Below are 21,716 nucleotides of genomic sequence, written 5' to 3' on the forward strand. Positions count from 1 at the left end.
CGCCTTGACTGCCGAGCACGATGCCGCACACTTACAGCCGATCGGCCCCCTTGACAGACAAGACGGTAGATCTGCGCTGCGCTCTGGGCAACGCTACGCGTTGCCAGGAGCTACGCTTGTCCGGGACGACGGCTGAGCTTGTGGCGGCAGCTCACCAAACCAACGTCTTCAAATCTTACGTCTGCTCCGCCTTCGCAAAGCGATCATCCAGCGCGTAGCCGGCGCCGCGGACGGTGCGGATGGGGTCCTGCTCGCGGCCGAGATTGAGCAGCTTGCGCAGGCGGCCGATATGGACGTCGACGGTGCGCTCGTCGATGTAGATGTCGCGGCCCCAGACGCTGTCGAGCAGCTGCTCGCGCGAGAACACCCGGCCGGGATGCTCCAGGAAGAACTCCAGCAGGCGATATTCGGTCGGGCCGAGGTCGATCGGCCGGCCCGAGCGCGCGACGCGGCGCTTGTCGCGATCGAGCTCGATGTCGCCATAGGCGAGCACGGTGGCGAGCCGCTCGGGGCTGGCGCGCCGCAGCAGGCCCTTCACGCGCGCCAGCAGCTCCGGCACCGAGAACGGCTTGACGATGTAGTCGTCCGCGCCGGTCGCAAGGCCCCGCACCCGCTCGCTCTCCTCGCCGCGCGCGGTGAGCATGATGATCGGGAGTTGCTTGGTCTCGGGCCGGGTCCGCAGCCGCCGGCACAGCTCGATGCCCGACAGTCCCGGCAGCATCCAGTCGAGCACGATCAGATCGGGGATGTGTTCCTTGAGGCGGGTGTCGGCGTCGTCGCCGCGCATCACCGTCTCGACGTCATAGCCGTCGCCTTCGAGGTTGTAGCGGAGAAGCTCGGTGAGAGCTTCCTCGTCCTCAACCACCATAATGCGTGCGCCCATGGTGTCGTCGCTCCTTGCGTCTTCAGGTATTCGGGACCGTCGTGGCGAAGGTCGTCATGTCGCCCTTCGGCCGCTTGTCGGTGATCGCCTGGCCTTCGATCATGTAGAACACGGTCTCGGCGATGTTGGTGGCGTGGTCGCCGATCCGCTCGATGTTCTTGGCGCAGAACATCAGATGGATGCAGAACGAGATGTTGCGCGGATCCTCCATCATGTAGGTGAGGAGCTCGCGGAACAGCGAGGTGCAGATGGCGTCGACTTCCTCGTCGCCCTTCCACACCGCCATCGCCGCCGGCAGATCGTGCGCGGCATAGGCGTCCAGCACCGACTTGACCTGCTGCTGCACGAGGTCGGTCATGTGCTCGAGGCCGCGGAACAGCTTGAGCGGATGAAAATCCGTCTCCAGCGCCGCGACGCGCTTGCCCATGTTCTTGGCGAGGTCGCCGATGCGCTCGAGATCGGTCGCAACGCGCATGGCGCCGACGATCTCGCGCAGATCGACCGCCATCGGCTGGCGGCGGGCGATGGTGAGCACGGCGCGCTCCTCGATGCGCTTCTGCAGCGCGTCGAGATCGGTGTCGGTGGCGACGACGCGCTGGCCGAGCGCGACGTCGCGGCGGATCAGCGCGTCGACGGAATCGACGATCATGCGCTCGGCAATCCCGCCCATCTCAGCGACGAGCCGGGTGAGCTCCTGGAGGTCGGTGTCGAAGGCCTTTGCGGTATGTTCAGAACCCATGTTCCGTCTCCTCAGCCGAACCGGCCGGTGATGTAATCCTGCGTTCGCCGGTCGCTCGGCGACGTGAAGATCTTGCTGGTGTCGTCGAACTCGATCAGCTCGCCGAGATACATGAAGGCGGTCTTGTCGGAGACGCGCGCCGCCTGCTGCATGTTGTGGGTGACGATCGCGATCGTGTAGTTCTCGGACAGTTCCTGGATCAGCTCCTCGACCTTGGCGGTCGAGATCGGGTCGAGCGCCGAGCAGGGCTCGTCGAACAGGATCACCTCGGGCCGCACCGCGACGGTGCGGGCGATGCAGAGGCGCTGCTGCTGGCCGCCGGAGAGCGACAGGCCGGAGGCGTTGAGCTTGTCCTTGACCTCGTTCCACAGAGCGCCGCCGCGCAGCGCCTTCTCGACGCGGTCGTCCATCTCGGACTTCGAGATCTTCTCGTAGAGGCGGATGCCGAAGGCGATGTTCTCGTAGATCGTCATCGGGAACGGCGTCGGCTTCTGGAACACCATGCCGACGCGGGCGCGCAGCAGATTGAGGTCGAGCCTGGGGTCGAGGATGTTGGTCTGGTCGAGCATGAGCTGGCCGGTGGCGCGCTGGCCCGGATAGAGGTCATACATCCGGTTGAAGATGCGCAGCAGGGTCGACTTGCCGCAGCCCGACGGGCCGATGAACGCGGTGACGCGGTTGGTGCCGAGCGTCAGGTTGATGTTCTTCAGCGCGTGGTGCTCGCCGTAATAGAAGTTGAGGTTGCGCACCGTCACCTTGGCCGGGGCCTCGGGCAACACCGACGCCTGGGGCAGTCCACCGGACGCGCTCATCGATACGGAAAGCTCACTCATTTTGCGGTCCTCTCGGCGCCAAGGATGCGCGCGCCAATGTTCAGGGCAAGCACGGTAATCGTGATCAGCAGCGCGCCGCTCCAGGCAAGCTGCTTCCAATAGGCGTAGGGGCTCTGGACGAAGTTGTTGATGGTGACCGGCAGGTTCGCCATCGTCTTGTTCAGGCCAAGGCTGAAGAACTGGTTCGACAGCGCGGTGAACAGCAGCGGCGCGGTCTCACCGGCGACGCGGGCGGTTGCGAGCAGCACGCCGGTGATGAGGCCGGAGCGGGCGGCGCGATAGGCGATCCGCTTGATCACCAGCGAACGCGGCAGACCGAGGGCGGACGCCGCCTCGCGCAGCGCGTTCGGCACCAGCAGCAGCATGTCCTCGGTCGTGCGCAGCACCACCGGGATGACGATGACGGCGAGCGCGAGGCTGCCTGCGATCGCCGAGAAGCCGCGCATCGGCACCACCACCGCGCCGTAGATGAACAGGCCGATGATGATCGAGGGCGCCGAGAGCAGGATGTCGTTGATGAAGCGGATCACCGAGGTCAGCTTGTCGTTGCGGCCGTACTCCGCGAGATAGGTGCCGGCGAACAGGCCGAGCGGTGCGCCGATGCCAACGCCGAGCACGGTCATGATGATCGAACCGACGATGGCGTTGCGCAGGCCGCCTTCGGTCGAGCCCGGAGGCGGCGTGTCTGCCACGAAAATCTCAAGGTTCAGACCGGCGATGCCGTTGTAGAGCAGCGTGATCAGGATCAGCGCAAGCCAGGTAACGCCGAAGGCGGCGGCGGCCATGCAGAGTCCGCGAACGAGGATGTCCTTGCGGCGGCGGCGTGAATAGATCGGGTTCATGGCGTTAGTTCCCCGCCTTCTTTTCCAGCCGCATCAGCATCAGCCGTGCCGCTGCGAGCACGAAGAACGTCAGCACGAACAGCAGCAGGCCGAGCAGGATCAGGCCGGACTGATGCAGGCCGTCGCTCTCGGCGAACTCGGATGCGATCGCCGCCGAGATCGTAGTACCCGGCGCGAAGATCGAGGAGGAGATGCGGAACGAGTTGCCGATGATGAAAGTCACCGCCATGGTCTCGCCGAGCGCGCGGCCCAGCGCCAGCATGACGCCGCCAATGACGCCGACGCGGGTGTAGGGGATCACCACGCTGCGCACGACTTCCCAGGTGGTGCAGCCGACGCCGTAGGCGGCCTCCTTCAGCACCGGCGGCACCGTCTTGAACACGTCGACCGAGATCGAGGTGATGAAGGGCAGCACCATGATGGCGAGGATCAGCGCGGCGTTGAACAGGCTGAGATAGGACGGCGGACCCGCGAAGATCGCGCCCAAGACAGGGACGCCGTCAAAGATCTTGATCATGAAGGGCTGGAACGTGTTGGCCAGGAACGGGCCCAGCACGAAGAAGCCCCACATGCCATAGATGATCGAGGGGATGCCGGCGAGCAGCTCGATCGCCATCCCGATCGGGCGGCGCAGCCATTGCGGACAGAGCTCGGTGAGGAAGATCGCAATGCCGAGGCCGACGGGAATGGCGATCAGCATCGCGATGAAGGAGGTGACGAGCGTGCCGTACATCGGCCCGAGCGCGCCGAGCACGGGCGGATCCGCCGACGGCGCCCAGCGCTGCGTCCACAGGAAGGAGACGCCGTATTCCTTCATCGCCGGGAAGGCGCCGACGATCAGCGAAATGATGATGCCACCGAGGATCAGCAGCACCGAGATCGCGGAGAGCCGCGTGATCCAGTAGAAGGTGACGTCGCCGAGCTTGAACGCGCTCAAGGCCTTGGCGCGATCATACGGTCCGGCGTCGTCGATTACATCGCTCTGAACGGCCATCTCTGCCACGCCGATCCCCTGTGCCCGTTATAACGCTTGCTGTCGGTCTTGTTGTTGGTCTTGCGCTCCGGATGCGGCACGAGGCCGATCCGGAGCGGAGGTCTCTTGAGATCCCGGCGCGCTGTCCGGGACAGGGGCGCTTAGCTCTTGATCTCGGCAGCCCAGGTCTTCTCGATCAGGGTCACGACACCCTCGGGCATCGGGATGTAGTCGAGCTCTTCAGCCGCCTTGCCGCCGTTCTTGAAGGCCCAGCGGAAGAACTTGATGGCTTCCTGCGAGGCCGCCTTGTCGGTGGCATCCTTGTGCATGAGGATGAAGGTCGCCGCCGTGATCGGCCAGGACTTGTCGCCGGGCTGGTCGGTCAGGATGACGTAGTAGCCGGGCGCCTTGGCCCAGTCGGCGTTGGAGGCGGCCGCCTGGAAGGCTTCGACGGTCGGCTGCACCGGCTTGCCGGCCTTGTTGACGAGACCTGCGTAGGTCAGCTTGTTCTGCTTGGCATAGGCGTACTCGACGTAGCCGATCGAGTTCTTGGTCTGGCCGATGTTGCCGGACACGCCCTCGTTGCCCTTGGCGCCGACGCCGACCGGCCACTCGACGGCCGTGCCCTCACCGACCTTGCTCTTCCAGTCCGCGCTGGCCTTGGAGAGGTAGTTGGTGAAGTTGAAGGTGGTGCCCGAACCGTCCGAGCGGCGGACCACGGTGATCGCCTCCGACGGCAGCTTCAGGTTCGGATTGAGCTTCTTGATCGCGGCATCGTCCCACTTGGTGATCTTGCCGAGATAGATGCTGGCGAGCGTCTCGCCGTCGAACACCATCTCGCCCGGCTTCACACCCTCGATGTTGACGACCGGAACGATGGCACCCATCACCATCGGCCACTGGACGAGGCCGTCCTTCTCGAGCTGCTCGGCCTTGAGCGGCGCGTCGCTGGCGCCGAAGGTCACGGTCTTGGCCTGGATCTGCTTGATGCCGCCGCCGGAACCGATCGACTGGTAGTTCAGACCATTGCCGGTCTCCTTCTTGTAGGCGTCAGCCCACTTGGAATAGATCGGGAACGGGAACGTCGCGCCGGCGCCGGTGATGTCGGCAGCAAAGGCTGCCGTCGTCGATGCGGCGACCAAGCCGGCAGCGACGATCGTTTTGAGGAAATTCATGCTGGTCTCCATACAGGGGAGCGAAGCGCCATCCGCGCCCGATCGCGCTCCCCGTGCCGCCCCTTTAGGAGCGGTCGGCTGTGCTTTTACGAAGGTTTCGTGACAGTCGGATGACACCCCCAAGCAATTGAAATCGCTTGAGTTTCAGGTTATGACCGGAGCCCTGACCTGGGGAAAGCAGGCGGTGAAGGTGGCGCCCTGTTTGGGCACGCTTTCGATCACAAGCCGGCCGCGATGCCGGTTAAGAATATGTTTCACCAGCGATAATCCGAGCCCGGTCCCGCCCTGCAGGCGGCTGTCGCCGACGTCGACCCGGTAGAACCGTTCGGTCAGCCGTGGCAGGTGCTCGGGCGCGATGCCGGGGCCGAAATCCCGGACCATGACCCGGATTTCCTGAGTTCCATCAGTGGCGGCGCCCGAGGTCAGCGACACGATGACGCGTCCGCCCGAGGCACCGTATTTGAGCGCGTTCTCGATGAGGTTCTCGAACAGGCGGAGCAGCTCCTCGCGGTCGCCCGCGATCATCACCGGCGGCTCCGGCAGATGGATCTCGACCTCGACCTGGCGCTCGCGCGCCAGCGGCTCGAGCCCGTCGGCGACCTGGCGGATGATCGGCAGCAGGTCGACCAGGGTGTCGGGCCGCACATGGGCCGACAGCTCGACCCGCGACAGCGAGAGCAGATCGTCGATCAGGCGCGCCATGCGGGTGGCCTGGTTGTGCATGATGCCGAGGAAGCGCTCGCGCGCCTTGGGGTCGTCCTTGGCCTGGCCCTGGAGCGTGTCGATGAAGCCCGACAGCGCCGCGAGCGGCGTGCGCAGCTCGTGGCTGGCATTGGCGACGAAGTCGGCCCGCATCTCCTCGACGCGGCGCAGCGGCGTCTGGTCGTGGAAGGTCATCAGCATGCATTTGTCGGCGCCGCCGAAGGTGGTCGGCACCGGCACCGGCGTGATGATCAGCTCCATCCAGCGATCGACCGGGACATGGTCGAGATAGGTCGCGCGCCGCGGCTCGGTGGTCGCGATCGACTCGCGTAGCGCCGTGATGATCTCCGGCGAGCGCAGTGCGAACTGGGCGAGCTCGTTCCTGCGCAGCGCCGGCGCGAGCTGGGCCGCGGCCGCGTTGAGATGGATGACGCGGCCGGCGCGGTCGAGCAGCACCGCCGGGTCCGGCATGCCGGCGACGACCGCGGCCACCGCGGCGCTCTCGACCGGGTTGATGCGCCTGACATCGTCGCGCGAGGCGGCGGTGTCGTGCAGCCGCCAGGGGATCAGCGCCGCAGCGGCGATGCAGAGGAACACGGCAATGGCGTGCAACGCCGACAATTCGCCGAGCGAGACCACGACCGACAGCGCCAGCGCCGCGGCGATCAGGATGATCGTCGAGTGCCGCAGCCGGTCGGACCAGGGCTGCGCGGTGGGAGAAGAAGGGGCGTCGATCGCCATCGGGCGGGCTTCTCCTAAGGGCTTGTCCTGACGGCCTTGTCCTGACGGCTTGGCCGATCAGGCGCCGCTGTCGCTGCGCTCTCTCACATAGGCGGCTTCACGCGCCGGGCCGGGGTCGAGCTTGAGCGCCGCCTGCTGCAAACGCTTCGATCGGGCGCCGATTATAACTTCGCGAAACGTCAGCAAGATTACAGATATGACGAAGGGGGACAGATAATAGAGGACGCGGAACAGCAGCATGCCGCCGAGGAGTTCCTCCCGGTCCATCTGCCAGAGGCCGACCAGCATTGCGGCGTCGAACACCCCGAGTCCCCCGGGCGAGTGGCTGGCAAAGCCGAGCAGGGTCGCCGAGACGAAGATGACGGCGACCACGACGAAGCCGAGATTGGGCTCGTCCGGGACCAGCACGTACATCGCGAGCGCGCAGAAGCCGAGATCGATGATGCCGATCGCGATCTGGAGCAGCGTCAGCGGACCGCCCGGCAGCATCACGGTCCAGGGCCCGCGGCCGACCACGCGCGGCTGGGTCCAGACCCAGACCACATAGCCGACCAGTCCCACGATGATCATCAGCGCCAGCGTCCGGTTCAGCCAGGGCGGAAGCTGGTCGATCGAGGAAGCCGCCTCCGGATGGTAGGAGATGCCGAGGCCCAGCACGGCGGCATTGCCGAGCCAGAAGGTCAGGCCGGCGAGGAAGCAGATCTTTGCGACGTCGATCGCGTTCAGCCCATAGGCCGAATAGATGCGGTAGCGCACCGCGCCGCCGGTGAAGACGCTGGCGCCGACATTGTGGCCGATCGAATAGCTGGTGAAGGCGGCGAGCGCATTGATGCGGTAAGGCACATGGGCGTGGCCAATCGCGCGCACGGCGAACAGGTCGTAGAAGGTCAGGGTGAAATAGCCCGCGGCCACGAACAGCGCCGCCATCGCAATCTGGCTCGGCTCGGTGCTCTTGATCGCCTCGATCACCTCGTTGAAGTCGATGCCGCGCAGCATGTGGTAGAGCACATAGCAAGCGATGCCGATGACCGCGACGCTGATCACAACTCCAAGCTTATGCAGGATTTGCTTCTGGCGCAGCAACGTCATCGCCCTGCGTATGGCTTCCAGCATCTAGACCTCGAACAACGCTTCAGCGGCCGGGACGGCCGGCGAACAGGCGGACGACGCACAGGCACTCAACGAACCCTCGCCGCCGGCTCCGGCATCGCGCATGCCCCCTGCCCCTCCACTAGCGCGTTTTGGGGCGGAGTGGAATTCGGCAATTCGAACAAAAACTCGTGCCTTCAATGTTTTAGGCAGATTGCGGGCTCCTGATGCACGGTTTGGCGCTTTCGGCGGCAAGGCTGACACGAATCTCCATGGCAATCCTGCGCAGGCGCCATGAAGTTTTGATGATTTCGGCCGCACAATGTTCCGTCACGCCTTAAGCCGACGTCAATCTATGGGCCGCGCCCGCCTGTTGAAAGAGGGGCGAGAGGCGCATTGTGCACCGATTTTCCGATGTGCCGAAAGGCCGTGGCGGCAGGCGCCGGCTCCTGACCGCAATGGTCAGGGTGCATGGCAACATCACAGGGCGGCTGGCGGCGCGCTGCGCGAGACCACCCGGTCGCGCAGCCAGGCGCCGATGGTGCAGCCGACCAGGTAGCAGGCGAACATGATGAGGCCGAGGTCGAGCCAGTAGCCGAAGCGGCCGGGGACCACATGCGCGAACGAGGCCGCGACCAGCGCGACGGCGAGCGCGGCGAGCCAGCGCGCGGCGACCTTCGAGGTACCGTTGCCGCGCTGGACCACCGAGATCCAGCCCATGCAGAAGCCCAGCACCAGCGATCCGATCAGCCAGCCCAGATGGAACGAGAGGAGATAGGGCATCGTCACCTCACCAGAAATTCGATGCGGCGGTTCTGCGCCTTGCCGTCGTCGGTGTCGTTGCCGGCGACGGGCTGCGTGCTGCCGTGGCCGACCGCGGTGAAACGGCTGGCGGGAAGGCCGGCCTTGACCAGATAGTCGATCACCGCCTGCGCGCGCTTCTCCGAGAGGGCCTGGTTGAACGCGTCCTCACCGTCGGCATCAGTGTGCCCGGCGACCTCGATATTGGTGGTGGGACAGCGCAGCGCCGTCTCGATCAGATGGTCGAGGATTCCCGCAGAGTCCGGATCGATGTCGGCGCGCTTCGTTGCGAAGCGGATCTTGCCCTTGGTCAGGAGCTCGGAGAACAATTGCTGGCAGACAGTGCCGTCGACCGGGCCCGGCGCGGGCTTCACCGTGATTTCCGGCTTGTACTGCCAGTTTTTCGGGAAGTCCTTGCCGAGGCCGGCGCGGATGTCGTTGGCGGCGCCTTCATAGAGCGCATCGCCCGACAGCTTCACCTCGCGATCGGACACCACGAGCGTGCCGGTCGACAGCCGCGACAGCGCTCCGAGCGCTGCGACCACGGCGGGGTTGAAGGCGCCGGGCGCGCCGAGGCTGGCCTTGAGATTGTCGACGACCTTCTCGTTGAAGAATTTTCGCGACGCGCTGGTTGCGATCGCCGCGTGGACATTGTTGTCGGGAACATAGCCGGTCAGCGTCACGGTCGCGGCAACCGGGTCCTTGTAGGCCTGGAAGATGTAGGGCGGCGCCTTGATGTCGTTGGCGGCGATCGAGAACCCTTCCGGCAAATTCTTCAGCGCAGCCGCGATCGCCTCGCGTCCGCCGAGCTCGCGCGCCATTCCGGACAGATTGACCTGGGTGTCGGAGATCGTGATCTTGCCGTCCTTGAGCTTGCCGATCTGGTCGAGCAGAAGCATCGCGGCGGCCTCGAAACGCGGTGGCGCGCCACGCGCCAGCCTCATCTGATCGGCCACCTCGACGCCGCCGACCTCCTTGCGCGCCGCCTCCGTCAGCCGGGCCTTCATCGACGGCAAGGGCGCGGAGCCCGACAGCGTCACCCGCACCACGTCACGTTCGGCGTTCCAGACGAAGGGCTTTGCCTCGGCAACGAGGCGGGTCCGGTCGTCGACCAGGCGTACGCCCGGGACGATCTCCACCGCCATCACGGCGTCACGGCGCCCTTCCTCGGAAAAGGCGTCCGCGGCCAGGCTGACGTCGCGGCCGTCCACCGCGATCCGGGTCTTGTCCAGAACGGTATCCTTGAGCGCCGCCGAGCTGCGGGCGGACAGGTCCGCCTCGACCGGTAAGGTGTTATTCCAGGCCGCAAATCCCCACATGACGGCCAGGGGGATCAGCCCTGGCCACCATTTGCTGGCCCACCTGAAAAGCTTCTGCATTCGACGACCCGAACTCTGGAACCGGAGACAAAACAAACCCTTGGCAGGCTGTCAAACCGGAAATGGCGGCCCTCGCAAGGCCTTTGCGTGGACAATTGGAATAACTTTTTCTTCAAGGGTTCTTCCGTAAGTTGAAAGCGGAATGCCAGAGTCCGCCAGCGGGTCATGAAACAACTTCGTAACAACGTCATCCGCGCCGGGCTGGGAGCACTCTATTTCAGCGGAGCGCACCACCTGCTGCGCCCGCTCCTGTCGGGCGTCGGCGCCATTTTCATGCTGCACCACGTGCGGCCGGCCCGCGAGGCCGCGTTCCAGCCGAACCGGCATCTGGAGGTCACCCCGGATTTCCTGCGCGCGACGCTGCGCCATCTGCGCTCGCGCGACATCGACATCGTCGGCATGGACGAACTGCATGAGCGGCTGGTGCAGGGCCGGTTCACCCGCCGCTTCGCCGCCTTCACCCTCGACGACGGCTATCGCGATAATCTGGACTATGCGCTGCCGGTGCTGCGCGAATTTGACGCGCCTTTGGCGGTCTATGTGGCCAGCAATTTCGCCGAGGGCACGGGGCGGCTGTGGTGGACGGCGCTGGAAGCCGTGATCGCCGGGGCCGAGCAGATCGACGTAAGAATCGGCAATTCCACGCTCCGGCTCGATGCGACGACGCCTGCCGCGAAACAGGCGGCGTTCGACCGCCTGCACGACTGGCTGCGCGCGCTGCCGGGCGAGCATGATCTCTCGCGCGAGATCGCGGCGCTCTGCACCAGGCATGGCGTCGACATGGAAGCGCTGTGCCGCACCCTCTGCCTGTCCTGGGACGGGGTGAAGCAGCTGGCCGCAGATCCGCTGGTCACGATCGGCGCGCACTCCATCAGCCATTGCAATCTCGCCAGGCAGAGCGAGGAGATCGCCGCGCAGGAGATGGCGGTGAGCCGCACGCGGATCGAACAGGCCCTGGAGCGTCCCGTGTTGCACTTCGCCTATCCCTATGGCGACCGCGAGGCAGCCGGCGAGCGCGAATTTGCGCTGGCCGCATCGGCCGGCTTCAAGACCGCGGTGACGACGCGGCCGGGCATGCTGTTCGCCGAGAACGCCGGCCACATGACCGCGCTGCCGCGCGTCTCGCTCAACGGCAACTACCAGGACACGCGGATCCTGCCGGTGCTGACCTCGGGCGCCGCGACCGCGATGTGGAACGGCTTCCGCCGGATTGCGGCGGCGTAAGCCCAAAACTCCGCTGTCGTCCCGGACAAGCGCGCCCAAAGCGCGCGCAGATCCGGGACCCATATCCACGAAACCGCGTTGGGCGAAGACTCGGGGTTAACAGCCTCGCGCTACAACTGCTCCCTGTGATTATGGGTCCCGGATCTGCGCTCCGCTTCGCTGCGCTTGTCCGGGACGACGAGCTGAGTTGACTCCCCCTTCCTCCCCGCCCAAAACGTCACCAACCAAGGGAGGCACCATGTTCAACGATCTGTTCTCGCTCAAAGGCCGCATCGCACTCGTGACCGGCGGCTCGCGCGGCATCGGCAAGATGATCGCGGCGGGTTTCCTCGCGCAAGGCGCGGCGAAGGTCTACATCACCGCGCGCAAGGCGGGACCGTGCGAGGCGACGGCGAAAGAGCTGTCAGGCCAGTATGACGGCGAGTGCATCGCGCTGCCGATCGACATCTCGACCGTCGAAGGCTGCAACAAGCTCGCCGGCGAAATCATCAAGCTGGAGCCGAAGCTCGACATCCTCGTCAACAATGCCGGGGCGGCCTGGGGCGCGGAGTTCGACGAATTCCCCGAAAGCGGCTGGGACAAGGTGATGGACCTCAACGTCAAGTCGCTGTTCTTCCTGACCAAGGCGCTGGCCAAACCGCTGCGCGCGGCTGCAAGCCCAGAACGTCCGGCCAAGGTCATCAACATCGCCTCGGTCGACGGCATCTTCGTCAATCCGAGCGAGACCTATTCCTACGCCGCCAGCAAGGCCGCCGTGATCCATCTGACACGGCGCATGGCGACGAAGCTGATCAAGGACAACATCAACGTCACCGCGATCGCGCCCGGCGCGTTCAAGTCCGACATGAACCGGGCCGCACGCGACCACGCGGACGAGGTCGCCAAGCGCATTCCGGCGCGGCGCATCGGAACCGCCGAGGACATGGCGGGGGTCGCGATCTATCTCGCCTCGCGTGCGGGCGATTACGTGGTCGGCAACACCATCGCGGTGGACGGCGGCGTGGTCTACGCCAATGCGGGGCTGGAGATCGCGGGGTAGCAGTGCACGCGAATGGTGAGTAGCGAATGGCGAGTAGCTGCTCTTTCGCTACTCGCTACTCGCCATCCACTATTCGCCAACCACCTCACGACTCGATCTTTACATACTCGAAATCGCCGGGCTTGTTGTCGATGCCGACTTTCGGCGGCGAGATCCAGGAGGCGAATTTGCCGGTTTCGGTGACGGGCTGCATCAGCGAGGTGATGAAGTCGCCGTCGGCCGTCGAAGGCAGCCATTCGTCCTTGCGCTTGGCCCAGGTGGCATCGTCGATCAAAATGCCGTCGGGCGTCGCATGGACGTCCTTGAACTCGCCGATGTGGCGGTGGAAGGCGACGTTGGGCAGGGTCAGCTTGAAGTCGTAGCCCGCGGTCGAGATCACCTTGTTCCAGCGCAGCATGCCCTTGACGCAATCCTGGCTGTAATCGTCGCGCAGGCGCATGTTGAGCGCGGTCAGCGCCGGCTCGTCGACCAGCTTGATCTCGCCGTTGATGAACTTGAGCACCGGATAGGTGGCGTTCTTGAGCTGGTGATCGTCCTCGATCTGGGTCTCGTGATAGCGGCCCTTGATGCCGGCGTTGAAGGCGTTCGCCGCGTTGGTCGAGACCTCCGAGCCGAACAGGTCGAGCGACAGCGTGTAGTGCAGGTTCAGCTTCTTCTGGATGGTCGGCAGGTCGATCACACCGAGCGCGCGGACCTTGGCGATGTCGGTGGGATCGGTGATGCCGGCTTCGCGCATTGCATCGCAGGTGCGCTGCACGACACGGGTGATGCCGGTCTCGCCGACGAACATGTGGTGCGCTTCTTCCGTGAGCATGAAGCGGCAGGTGCGCGAGAGCGGGTCGAAGCCCGACTGCGCGAGGCTGTGCAGCTGCATCTTGCCGTCGCGGTCGGTGAAGTAGGTGAACATGAAGAAGGACAGCCAGTCCGGCGTCGCCTCGTTGAAGGCGCCCAGCATGCGCGGCGCATCCGCATCGCCGGAGCGGCGGCGCAGCAGATCGTCGGCTTCCTCGCGGCCGTCGCGGCCGAAATATTTCTGGAGCAGGTAGACCATCGCCCAGAGGTGGCGGCCTTCCTCGACATTGACCTGGAACAGGTTGCGCATGTCGTAGAGCGAGGGCGCGGTCTTGCCGAGATGGCGCTGCTGCTCGACCGAGGCCGGCTCGGTGTCGCCCTGAATCACGATCAGGCGGCGCAGCATGGCGCGATGCTCGCCCGGCACCTCCTGCCAGGCCGGCTCGCCATAATGCTCGCCGAACGGAACGACGCGGTTCTCTTCCTGCGGCGCAAGCAGGATGCCCCAGCGATATTCGGGCATGCGGACATAGTCGAACTTGGCCCAGCCGCGCGGATCGACGGAGTAGGCGGTGCGCAAATACACCAGCGACTCCTGAAAACCTTCCGGCCCCATGTCGCTCCACCAGTCCATATAGCCGGGATGCCAGCCTTCCAGGGCCTTCAGCACCTGGCGGTCTTCGGCGAGATTCACGTTGTTCGGAATCTTGGTCGAGTAGTCGACGTTCATGATGTTCATGTTCATGGTGGACCTCCCGTGTGGGGACTGAGTTACGTGATCGCTGTCATCGTCTTGCGGGCTCGCGAATGGCGAGTAGCGAATTGAAATGCACCATTCGCTATTCGCCACTCCCCATTCGCCCCTACACCCGTGTCATATCGAATTTCGGCTTCTGCCCGCTGCCGTAGCGGCGCAGCGCGCCTTCCTCGCCGACCGCGTTCGGGCGCTGGAAGATCCAGTTCTGCCAGGCGGTGAGGCGCGCGAAGATCTTTGATTCCATCGTCTCCGGGCCGACGAAGCGCAGGCTGGCTTCCATGCCGGTGAGGCTGTCGGGCGAGAAGCTGGCGCGCTCCTCCAGAAACACGCGGACCTCGTCATCCCAGTCGATGTCGTCGAGCGCGAAGGTGACGAGGCCGAGCTCCTCGGCCTCCTCGGCGTCCAGACTGGTGCCGACGGTGGCTTCGGCGCGCTCCAGATCGGACGGGTCGGCCTGGAAGCGCGACTGAAGCCGCGTCAGGCCATGGCTCATCGGATACGGGCCAAAGTTCATCGCCGACAGTTCGATCGACGGCGGCGGCCGGTTGTCGCCCTGGCGGGTGCCGATCAGCATGTAGGAGCGATCGGCGGCGAAGACGAGCTCGGCGAGCGTGCCGGCAAAGCAGGAGCCGGGCTCGACCAGCGTCACCAGCGTGCGCGAGGTGACGTCGATGCGCTTCAGCACGCGCTTCCAGTAATGCCTGATCTCGTTGACCAGCCAGTGCGCCTTGTTGGCTTCGAGGAAGGCGTCGGCTGCGAGCACATGGGCGCGGTCGCCGTGGCTCTTGAACACCAGCATGGCGATCTCGAGCTCGTTGATGCGCAGATGCAGGATCGCATCGTCGAGCTCGCGCGCGACCTGGAGCGGCCAGAACGAAGCGCCCTGCGCCATCATGCCGTCGATGTCGGCAGGCGGAGCGGCCTCCGGCGCCTTGATCGAGATGGTGGCGATGCGGGCGGCACGATCGATGTCGACGGTGACGAAGCCATAGCGCAGGCTGGTCTCGTCGATGATGCGCCTGAGCGGCGTCAGCGCAATGCCCTTGCCGCTGCCGCTGCGTTTGGAGGCAGCTGCGAATTCCTTGACGCGCTCGGCAATCCTGCCTTCCAGCTTGGAGTTCGGCACGATCTCGTCGACGAGACGCCACTGCACGGCGCGCTTGCCTTTCACGCCTTCCTCGATGGTGCAGAAGAAGTCGGCATGGTCGCGGCGCACCTTGCGCTTGTCGACGACGCGGGTGAGGCCGCCGGTGCCCGGCAGCACCGCGAGCAGCGGCACTTCGGGCAGCGCCACCGAAGAGGCACCGTCGTCGGCGAGGATGATGTGATCGGTCGCAAGCGCCAGCTCATAGCCGCCGCCGGCCGCCGAGCCGTTCACCACGGTGATGAAGCGCTGGCCGGAATTCTCGGACGAATCCTCCATGCCGTTGCGGGTCTCGTTGGTGAACTTGCAGAAGTTGACCTTGTGGGCGTGGGTGGAGCCCGCGAGCATGCGGATGTTGGCGCCGGCACAGAACACGCGGTTCTTGGCCGAGCGCATCACCACGACCTTCACCTCGGGATGCTCGAAGCGCAGCCGCTGGATCGCATCGGCAAGCTCGATGTCGACGCCGAGGTCGTAGGAATTGAGCTTGAGCAGATAGCCCTCGAACAGGCCGCCATTCTCGTCGACGTCCATGGTCAGCGTGGCGACGTCGCCATCGACCGCGAGCTTCCAGTGCTTGTAGCGGGACGGTTCGGTCTGGAAATCGATGAATGTCGCGCCGCCTGCGAGGCGCCGATCTTCCCCGGCCATGGGCCACCCTTGAGTTCGTCTTGGTTTAACCGTTAGATGCACAATAGTGCACATTCTGGAGTGAGTCTAGCCCCTAACGGCCAAGACATGCACTTTGTTTCATGCCACCGCCTAGGACCGCACAAGGCCGAGGGCACCAGCGCCTTGGCCATGTCGAGCGTCTCGTCGTCGGCATCCAGCCCGGCGGCCTCGCCCGGCACATAGGCCCATCGCGGCCACGGCAATTGGCCGCTCGCATTCGGCGGCGCACTCATGAAAGGTGCGCGCCGCCGCAACATCATGCGGCGCGTCCCTGAAGTCCCTGATCGTCGCGCAGGGCCGCCTTTGCAAATGGCTCAATCGCGTCAAGCGTCGCCCCCGGCGCTTCACGATGCGGGGAATGTCCCGCGCCTGAAATGACTTTCAAATCTACCGGACAATAACACTCGTCCTGCGCGATCTCGACCTGGCGCAGTGTGCCATATTGGTCGTCCACACCTTGCAGGACCATGACAGGGACGCGGATATAGGCGAGATATTCCGAGATGTCCCAGTCGCGGAATTTCGAATCGAGCCAGGCGCCGTTCCAGCCATAGAAGGCGTTGTCGACGTCCTTGTGCCAGCGCGCGAGCTTCGTCTTGAGATCGGTGGTCTCATAGGCGGTCTTGATTTCCGCGATCGACTTCACCGAGATGTCCTCGACGATGAAATGCGGCGCGATCAGCACGAGGCCGTTCAGGCGATGATCCTGATGCGCGCCGGCATAGATCGTCGCGATCGAGGCGCCGTCGGAATGGCCGAGCAGGAGGCCACGCTTGAAGCCGATGGCATCGAGCAGTTTCGGCAGCACATCCAGCGCCTCGCGCTGCATGTAATCGAGCGGCCGCGGCAGCGCGACCGGGCTCGACTGTCCGTAGCCCGCCCGCGAATAGACGAAGATGCCGGCACCGGTGGCCTCTCGAAGCTTTTCCGGAAAGTCGCCCCAGAGGCCGACCGAGCCGAGGCCCTCGTGCAGCATGACGATGGTCGGTGCGTCGGCTGATTGCGGCGCCAGCCATTTGTATTCGAGGCTGGCGTTGCCGATGCGGAGGAAGCCGGTGGGGGTGAGGTTGGTCATGCTGTCACTCTGCTCTTCTGCCTTGTCCAGCGAGGAACGCAATCACGCGCCGCTCACTCCGTCGTTCCCTCCCCCCTTGCGGGGGAGGGCTAGGGAGGGGGGTGCCATACGGGGACTCTCAGTGTGACGAAGAACGTCTGGCACGCGACAACGAATACCTTTTCCTGGGCTACCCCCCTCCCCTGCCCTCCCCCGCAAGGGGGGAGGGAGCGCAGTGAGGCTTGCCGCAGAAGTATCGATCACACTCGACGTGCGCACGCTCAATTCGCGCCGTCCCGCAGCTTGAACCGCTGGATCTTGCCCGTCGCGGTCTTCGGCAGCGAGTCCACCACGTCGATCCAGCGCGGATATTTCCACGGTCCGATCTTCTGCTTGACGTGCTCCTTCAGCATCTCCTGCAAGTCCGTCGTCTTCACGCCCGGACGCAGCACGACGAAGGCCTTCGGTTTCAGAAGGCCTTCCGGATCGGCCTCGGGCACGACGGCGGCTTCCAGCACCGCCGGATGCGTGATCAGCGCGCTCTCGACCTCGAACGGCGAGACCCAGATGCCGGAGACCTTGAACATGTCGTCGGCGCGGCCGCAGAAGGTGTAGCGGCCCTCGGCATCCCTGACATATTTGTCGCCGGTGCGGGTCCACGGGCCCTCGAAGGTGCGGCGGCTCTTGTGGCGCTGGTTCCAATAGCCTTCGCCGGCGGAAGGCGCATCGACCAGGAGCTCGCCGACCTCGCCATCGGCCACCTCCTGACCGGCCTCGTTGACGAGCCGAACCGCGTAGCCCGGCACCGGCTTGCCGGAGGAGCCGTATTTGATGTCGCCGGGCGCGTTCGACAAGAAGATGTGCAGCAGCTCGGTCGAGCCGACGCCGTCGAGAATGTCGACGCCGAAGCGCGCCTTCCAGCTGTTGCCGACGGATTCCGGCAGCGCCTCGCCGGCCGAGGTGCAGATGCGCAGCGATTTTCCGCCACGCTCGCTCTTCATCGTCTCGTCGTTGAGCATGGCCGCGAACAAGGTCGGCACGCCGTAGAAGATCGACGGGTTGTAGCGGTTCATCAGGTCGAACATGCGTGCGGGCGTCGGACGCTCGCTGTTCAGCACCACGGTGGCGCCGACCGACATCGGGAAGGTCAGCGCATTGCCGAGGCCATAGGCGAAGAACAGCTTTGCTGCGGAGAGGCAGACGTCGCTCTCGCGAATGCCGAGCACCTGCTTTGCATAGGTGTCGGCGGTCGCCTGCAAGTTCGAATGCAGATGGCGCACGCCCTTGGGCATGCCGGTCGAGCCGGACGAATAGAGCCAGAAGGCGGGCTCGTCCGGATGCGTCGCGGCGGTGGTGAACTGATCGCTCTCGCCCGCGAGCTCCTCGGCGAGTTGCTTGTGGCCGTTCTGCTTGGCGCCGGAGACCACGACATGCTCGAGATCGGGCATGCGGCCGACGACGTCCTTGATGACGGGATAGAGCGCTTCGGAGACAAACAGCACGCGGGCACGGCAGTCGGCGAGGATGTAGGCGTATTGATCTGCGGTCAGCAGCGTGTTCAGCGGCACCGGCACGATGCCGGCGCGGATCGCGCCCAGGAACACGATCGGGAAATCGACCGTATCGAGCATGATCATCGCCACGCGCTCCTCGCGGCGGACGCCGAGACGGCGCAGCATGTTGGCGGCGCGGCGGCTTTCGCGCTGGAGCTCGCCATAGGTGAGCCGCGAGACGGTGTCGTCGAAGGCGAGCTTGTTGCCACGCCCCTCCTCGACGTTACGGTCGAGCAGCCAGGTCACCGCGTTATAGGATCCCTCGCTCACGGACTTCTCCCCCGAATTTAGAATTATAATTCATAGAAAGACACTGCGGCGGCTTGCTGTCAATGCTAGCAGGCATTATGTTTCATTAAAATGCGCCGCAGGACATTCGCTAAAGAAGGCTCATGACCGACAGTCCCGACGCCGAATCCCGATTTCTCGAACAGCTCGGCCAACGCGTGCGCACCATGCGCGCACTGCGCGGCATGTCGCGCAAAGTGCTCGCCAAGGTATCAGGAATCTCGGAGCGCTACATCGCGCAGCTCGAAAGCGGCAAGGGCAATGTCTCTATCGTGCTGCTCCGCCGCGTCTCCGACGCGATGGGCGCGCATCTCGAAGATCTGCTGCCCAGCGCCGATCCGACGCCGGACTGGCAGATGTTTCGCGACCTGCTGCGCAAGGCGACGACTGCGCAGATCGCGCAGGCCAAGGATCTGCTCGCTGGCGGCAGCGCATCGGCGCCGCGCCGCGCGCCGTTCTGCGGCATCGCGCTGATCGGCCTGCGCGGCGCCGGCAAGTCCACGCTCGGCAAGATCCTGGCGAAGAAGGTCGGCTGGAGCTTTGTCGAGCTCAACAAGGAGGTCGAGCAGCAGAACGGCCTCTCGGTCGCCGAGATCATCGCGCTGTACGGCCAGGAAGGCTTTCGCCGCATGGAGCAGGCGGCGCTGCAACAGCTGCTCGCGCGCAACGAGCTGATGGTGCTGGCGACCGGCGGCGGCATCGTCTCGGAGCCCCTGACCTTCGACCAGATCCTGTCGTCGTTCTACACGATCTGGCTGAAGGCCGAGCCCGAGGAGCACATGGCCCGCGTCCGCCGCCAGGGCGACCTGCGTCCGATGGCGGACGATCGTTCCGCCATGACGGAGTTGCGCAACATTTTGCGCAGCCGCGAGCCATTGTATGCGCGTGCGACGGCGGTGGTGGATACCGCAGGACTCAGCGTGGATGCCGCCGCCGCGCGCCTGATCGACGCGGTGCGGCCGGTGCTGCAGAACGAAGCCCGCAGTTTTGGTCTGCGCAGCGTGGCGCTGTAGGTCGTTTGGACCTCGCAAGAGCTACACACTCCGCTATCGTCCCGGACGAGCGCGCCACAAGCGCGCGCTGATCCGGGACCCATACCCCCAGGGAGAAGTTGTTGCGCGAGCTGGTAACCACGAGTCATCGCAAAACTGCTCCCTGTGGTTATGGGTCCCGGATCAGCGCTCCGCTTCGCTGCGCTTGTCCGGGACGACAGCAAGGGCTTTGCGCGACCTCCAGCAACACTATATCAGCGCCGAGCAGCAAGCCTTGGGATTCATGATGACCGATAGCGACGTCGCAATCTCCATGTTCGAGCGGATCGGCGGCAGTGCCACGATCGACCGGCTGGTCGAGCGTTTCTATGAGCGGATGGATACGCTGCCGGAGGCGGAGACCATCCGCGTGATGCACGCAGCCGATCTCGGCCTGATCAGGGACGTGCTGAAGCGCTATCTCACCGAATGGACCGGCGGACCAAGACTTTATTCGGTTGAGAAAGGCCATCCGCGGTTGCGCCAGCGGCATATCGGCTTTGCCATCGGCGATGCAGAACGCGATGCCTGGCTCACCTGCATGCGCGGCGCGCTGGAGGAGACAATCACGGACGCTGCCGCGCGGCAGGACCTCGACAAGGCACTGTCCGGCCTCGCCGACTGGATGCGCAACCGGTAACAGTACCGTAGCCCGGATGAGCGAAGCGACATCCGGGACTCTGCGGCCGGCGGTCCCGGGTCTCGCTTCGCTCACCCGGGCTACAAAGATTGCTGCGCCGCTAGATCGACCAGTAATGCGGATGCGGGTAGGGCCGCGAGCGGTCACCCCAGTCGAACGCGTCGCCATCGAACTCACACGGGCCGCTGCTGAGCTGGTCCAGCGTCAACTCGATCTGGAACGCCTGCCGTCCTGGATCGTATTTCAGCGCGCTCCACTGCACCGGATAATGGTGATGAGTACCGAGCAGTCCGCCGGTCTTGATCACGGCATAGGTGACCATTCCGCTGACCTTGTCGAGCATCAGTCGCTCGATCGTGCCGAGTTTCGTGCCGTCGCGCCCGTAGACGGCGACGTGCTCCACGCGATCACTGGGAACCATGGTATGGTGCATGGCATCCTCCCTCGTCTTGGGTGGAGCGCATTATAGTCTCGTAGCCCGGATGAGCGAAGCGACATCCGGGGTCTGCGACACTTTCCCGGGTATCGCTGCGCTCACCCGGGCTACTGGCTACGGCCTACAGCAACCGCGAACGCACCGCTTCGGCGCCCTCGCGCAGCAGCGGCAGGAAGCGGTCGATCAGCTCCTGCGCCGGCACGCGGTCGACATGGGCGCCCATGTTGATGGCTGCGACGATCACGTCGTCATAGCGGCGGACGGGGACGGAGATCGAGCGGAAATGCGGCTCGGCCTCGCGGTCGACCAGTGAGTAGCCCTGCGCGCGGTCGGCAACGATCCGTGCGAGCAGCGCCCTGGGATCGGTCACCGTCTGCGGCGTCAGCGCCTCACGCTTCATCGCCTTCAGGCGTGCGGCAAGTTCGGCATCGTCGCGCTGGCCGAGCATGGCACGGCCGACCGAGGTGCAGAAGGCCGGCAGGCGGTAGCCGATTTCGAGCCCGCCCGAAAACATCCGCGCCGGACTGCTGCGCGCGACGAACACGACGTCGTCACCGTCGAGCACGGCGAGCGAGGAAATTTCGTTTGCCGCTGTTGCGACGCGATCGAGCACCGGTTGCAGGACCGTGACGAGCTGATTGGAACGCAAATAAGACGCCGCCAGCGTCAGCACGTGCGGCGTCAGCGAGAACAGCTTGCCGTCACCGGCAACGAAGCCGCCACGCTGGAGCGTGAACAGCATGCGCCGGGCGGTGGCTCGCGGAAGATCGGCGGCGCGGGCGAGATCGCTCAAGGTCATCGGGCCTGCCGTCGTGCCGAAGCACTGAAGCAGGCGCAGGCCACGATCGAGGCTTTCGACGAAATCCGTCGCGCGCTCGTCGCTCTCGCTCCGCTTCAGCTTGGGCATGGCGCCGGGACTTTCCTGCAAA

20 protein-coding genes are annotated in these 21,716 nt (G+C 65.1%); 4 read left to right on the top strand and 16 right to left on the bottom strand.

What is annotated here, in order from left to right:
- Positions 1-175 precede the first annotated feature (175 nt).
- From phoB to XI09_RS25290, 10 genes are all read right to left on the bottom strand, one after another.
- On the bottom strand, positions 176-883 hold the full coding sequence (phoB, locus tag XI09_RS25245; RefSeq protein WP_008143479.1) for a phosphate regulon transcriptional regulator PhoB: 708 nt from the start codon (positions 881-883) through the stop codon (positions 176-178).
- Positions 884-905: 22 nt separating this feature from the next.
- Positions 906-1,622 carry a phosphate signaling complex protein PhoU gene (gene phoU, locus XI09_RS25250; protein ID WP_271569258.1) on the bottom strand — a complete coding sequence of 239 codons (717 nt, stop codon included), beginning with the start codon at positions 1,620-1,622 and terminating at the stop codon, positions 906-908.
- Positions 1,623-1,633: 11 nt separating this feature from the next.
- A complete protein-coding gene (pstB, locus tag XI09_RS25255; protein ID WP_271569259.1) occupies positions 1,634-2,455 on the bottom strand; it encodes a phosphate ABC transporter ATP-binding protein PstB in 822 nt (273 codons plus the stop codon).
- Positions 2,452-3,297, bottom strand: a complete 846-nt coding sequence (gene pstA, locus XI09_RS25260; RefSeq protein WP_271569260.1) for a phosphate ABC transporter permease PstA — start codon at positions 3,295-3,297, stop codon at positions 2,452-2,454. The genes pstB and pstA overlap by 4 nt, the downstream gene beginning before the upstream one ends.
- A 4-nt stretch (positions 3,298-3,301) precedes the next feature.
- Complete coding sequence (pstC, locus tag XI09_RS25265; RefSeq protein ID WP_271569330.1) at positions 3,302-4,291, bottom strand: phosphate ABC transporter permease subunit PstC; 990 nt, start codon at positions 4,289-4,291, stop codon at positions 3,302-3,304.
- 140 nt (positions 4,292-4,431) lie between these two features.
- Positions 4,432-5,445 (bottom strand): phosphate ABC transporter substrate-binding protein PstS, encoded by a 1,014-nt coding sequence (gene pstS, locus XI09_RS25270; protein WP_271569261.1) that lies wholly within the window; start codon positions 5,443-5,445, stop codon positions 4,432-4,434.
- Between the two features lie 144 nt (positions 5,446-5,589).
- The gene (locus XI09_RS25275) at positions 5,590-6,888 is read right to left on the bottom strand and encodes an ATP-binding protein (RefSeq protein WP_271569262.1); all 1,299 of its coding nucleotides are present in this window, start codon (positions 6,886-6,888) and stop codon (positions 5,590-5,592) included.
- Positions 6,889-6,945: 57 nt separating this feature from the next.
- Positions 6,946-8,001 carry a lysylphosphatidylglycerol synthase domain-containing protein gene (locus XI09_RS25280; RefSeq protein WP_271569263.1) on the bottom strand — a complete coding sequence of 352 codons (1,056 nt, stop codon included), beginning with the start codon at positions 7,999-8,001 and terminating at the stop codon, positions 6,946-6,948.
- A gap of 456 nt (positions 8,002-8,457) precedes the next feature.
- Positions 8,458-8,760, bottom strand: a complete 303-nt coding sequence (locus XI09_RS25285; RefSeq protein WP_271569264.1) for a hypothetical protein — start codon at positions 8,758-8,760, stop codon at positions 8,458-8,460.
- 2 nt (positions 8,761-8,762) lie between these two features.
- Entirely contained in the window at positions 8,763-10,157 is a 1,395-nt protein-coding gene (locus tag XI09_RS25290; RefSeq protein ID WP_271569265.1) for an OmpA family protein, read from the bottom strand.
- Positions 10,158-10,322: 165 nt separating this feature from the next.
- Here XI09_RS25290 and XI09_RS25295 point away from each other — a divergent pair, with 165 nt between their 5' ends.
- Positions 10,323-11,381, top strand: a complete 1,059-nt coding sequence (locus XI09_RS25295) for a polysaccharide deacetylase family protein (RefSeq protein WP_271569266.1) — start codon at positions 10,323-10,325, stop codon at positions 11,379-11,381.
- A gap of 238 nt (positions 11,382-11,619) precedes the next feature.
- Complete coding sequence (locus XI09_RS25300) at positions 11,620-12,420, top strand: SDR family oxidoreductase (protein ID WP_271569267.1); 801 nt, start codon at positions 11,620-11,622, stop codon at positions 12,418-12,420.
- 85 nt (positions 12,421-12,505) lie between these two features.
- Here XI09_RS25300 and boxB read toward each other — a convergent pair whose 3' ends face one another.
- The 4 genes from boxB to XI09_RS25320 all read right to left on the bottom strand — a co-directional run bounded on the left by boxB (position 12,506) and on the right by XI09_RS25320 (position 18,662).
- The gene (gene boxB, locus XI09_RS25305) at positions 12,506-13,957 is read right to left on the bottom strand and encodes a benzoyl-CoA 2,3-epoxidase subunit BoxB (protein WP_028172728.1); all 1,452 of its coding nucleotides are present in this window, start codon (positions 13,955-13,957) and stop codon (positions 12,506-12,508) included.
- A gap of 118 nt (positions 13,958-14,075) precedes the next feature.
- A complete protein-coding gene (boxC, locus tag XI09_RS25310) occupies positions 14,076-15,764 on the bottom strand; it encodes a 2,3-epoxybenzoyl-CoA dihydrolase (protein WP_271569268.1) in 1,689 nt (562 codons plus the stop codon).
- A gap of 277 nt (positions 15,765-16,041) precedes the next feature.
- Positions 16,042-16,860 carry an alpha/beta fold hydrolase gene (locus XI09_RS25315; protein ID WP_271569269.1) on the bottom strand — a complete coding sequence of 273 codons (819 nt, stop codon included), beginning with the start codon at positions 16,858-16,860 and terminating at the stop codon, positions 16,042-16,044.
- A 260-nt stretch (positions 16,861-17,120) separates the two neighbouring features.
- Positions 17,121-18,662, bottom strand: coding sequence for a benzoate-CoA ligase family protein (locus tag XI09_RS25320; protein ID WP_271569270.1), 1,542 nt, complete (start codon positions 18,660-18,662; stop codon positions 17,121-17,123).
- A 122-nt stretch (positions 18,663-18,784) separates the two neighbouring features.
- On the opposite strand from XI09_RS25320, the gene XI09_RS25325 reads away from it, so the two are divergent.
- Together XI09_RS25325 and XI09_RS25330 are read left to right on the top strand one after the other, a co-directional pair.
- Complete coding sequence (locus tag XI09_RS25325) at positions 18,785-19,693, top strand: helix-turn-helix transcriptional regulator (RefSeq protein ID WP_271569271.1); 909 nt, start codon at positions 18,785-18,787, stop codon at positions 19,691-19,693.
- A gap of 265 nt (positions 19,694-19,958) precedes the next feature.
- Positions 19,959-20,351, top strand: coding sequence for a group II truncated hemoglobin (locus XI09_RS25330; protein ID WP_271569331.1), 393 nt, complete (start codon positions 19,959-19,961; stop codon positions 20,349-20,351).
- A 100-nt stretch (positions 20,352-20,451) separates the two neighbouring features.
- Here the strand turns inward: XI09_RS25330 and XI09_RS25335 are convergent, their stop codons facing one another.
- Positions 20,452-20,784 carry a PRC-barrel domain-containing protein gene (locus XI09_RS25335; RefSeq protein ID WP_271569272.1) on the bottom strand — a complete coding sequence of 111 codons (333 nt, stop codon included), beginning with the start codon at positions 20,782-20,784 and terminating at the stop codon, positions 20,452-20,454.
- A 124-nt stretch (positions 20,785-20,908) separates the two neighbouring features.
- Positions 20,909-21,694: an IclR family transcriptional regulator domain-containing protein gene (locus XI09_RS25340; RefSeq protein ID WP_271569273.1), complete on the bottom strand. Its 786-nt coding sequence runs from the start codon at positions 21,692-21,694 to the stop codon at positions 20,909-20,911.
- Between the last annotated feature and the right edge of the window lie 22 nt (positions 21,695-21,716).

It is taken from the genome of Bradyrhizobium sp. CCBAU 11386 (assembly GCF_028128955.1).
Taxonomy (GTDB): domain Bacteria; phylum Pseudomonadota; class Alphaproteobacteria; order Rhizobiales; family Xanthobacteraceae; genus Bradyrhizobium.

Bases quoted from the DNA above. Each gene is read 5' to 3' on its own strand.
- phoB (WP_008143479.1), bottom strand. From the start codon at position 883: ATGGGCGCACGCATTATGGTGGTTGAGGACGAGGAAGCTCTCACCGAG.
- phoU (WP_271569258.1), bottom strand. From the start codon at position 1,622: ATGGGTTCTGAACATACCGCAAAGGCCTTCGACACCGACCTCCAGGAG.
- pstB (WP_271569259.1), bottom strand. From the start codon at position 2,455: ATGAGTGAGCTTTCCGTATCGATGAGCGCGTCCGGTGGACTGCCCCAG.
- pstA (WP_271569260.1), bottom strand. From the start codon at position 3,297: ATGAACCCGATCTATTCACGCCGCCGCCGCAAGGACATCCTCGTTCGC.
- pstC (WP_271569330.1), bottom strand. From the start codon at position 4,291: ATGGCCGTTCAGAGCGATGTAATCGACGACGCCGGACCGTATGATCGC.
- pstS (WP_271569261.1), bottom strand. From the start codon at position 5,445: ATGAATTTCCTCAAAACGATCGTCGCTGCCGGCTTGGTCGCCGCATCG.
- XI09_RS25275 (WP_271569262.1), bottom strand. From the start codon at position 6,888: ATGGCGATCGACGCCCCTTCTTCTCCCACCGCGCAGCCCTGGTCCGAC.
- XI09_RS25280 (WP_271569263.1), bottom strand. From the start codon at position 8,001: ATGCTGGAAGCCATACGCAGGGCGATGACGTTGCTGCGCCAGAAGCAA.
- XI09_RS25285 (WP_271569264.1), bottom strand. From the start codon at position 8,760: ATGCCCTATCTCCTCTCGTTCCATCTGGGCTGGCTGATCGGATCGCTG.
- XI09_RS25290 (WP_271569265.1), bottom strand. From the start codon at position 10,157: ATGCAGAAGCTTTTCAGGTGGGCCAGCAAATGGTGGCCAGGGCTGATC.
- XI09_RS25295 (WP_271569266.1), top strand. From the start codon at position 10,323: ATGAAACAACTTCGTAACAACGTCATCCGCGCCGGGCTGGGAGCACTC.
- XI09_RS25300 (WP_271569267.1), top strand. From the start codon at position 11,620: ATGTTCAACGATCTGTTCTCGCTCAAAGGCCGCATCGCACTCGTGACC.
- boxB (WP_028172728.1), bottom strand. From the start codon at position 13,957: ATGAACATGAACATCATGAACGTCGACTACTCGACCAAGATTCCGAAC.
- boxC (WP_271569268.1), bottom strand. From the start codon at position 15,764: ATGGCCGGGGAAGATCGGCGCCTCGCAGGCGGCGCGACATTCATCGAT.
- XI09_RS25315 (WP_271569269.1), bottom strand. From the start codon at position 16,860: ATGACCAACCTCACCCCCACCGGCTTCCTCCGCATCGGCAACGCCAGC.
- XI09_RS25325 (WP_271569271.1), top strand. From the start codon at position 18,785: ATGACCGACAGTCCCGACGCCGAATCCCGATTTCTCGAACAGCTCGGC.
- XI09_RS25330 (WP_271569331.1), top strand. From the start codon at position 19,959: ATGACCGATAGCGACGTCGCAATCTCCATGTTCGAGCGGATCGGCGGC.
- XI09_RS25335 (WP_271569272.1), bottom strand. From the start codon at position 20,784: ATGCACCATACCATGGTTCCCAGTGATCGCGTGGAGCACGTCGCCGTC.
- XI09_RS25340 (WP_271569273.1), bottom strand. From the start codon at position 21,694: ATGCCCAAGCTGAAGCGGAGCGAGAGCGACGAGCGCGCGACGGATTTC.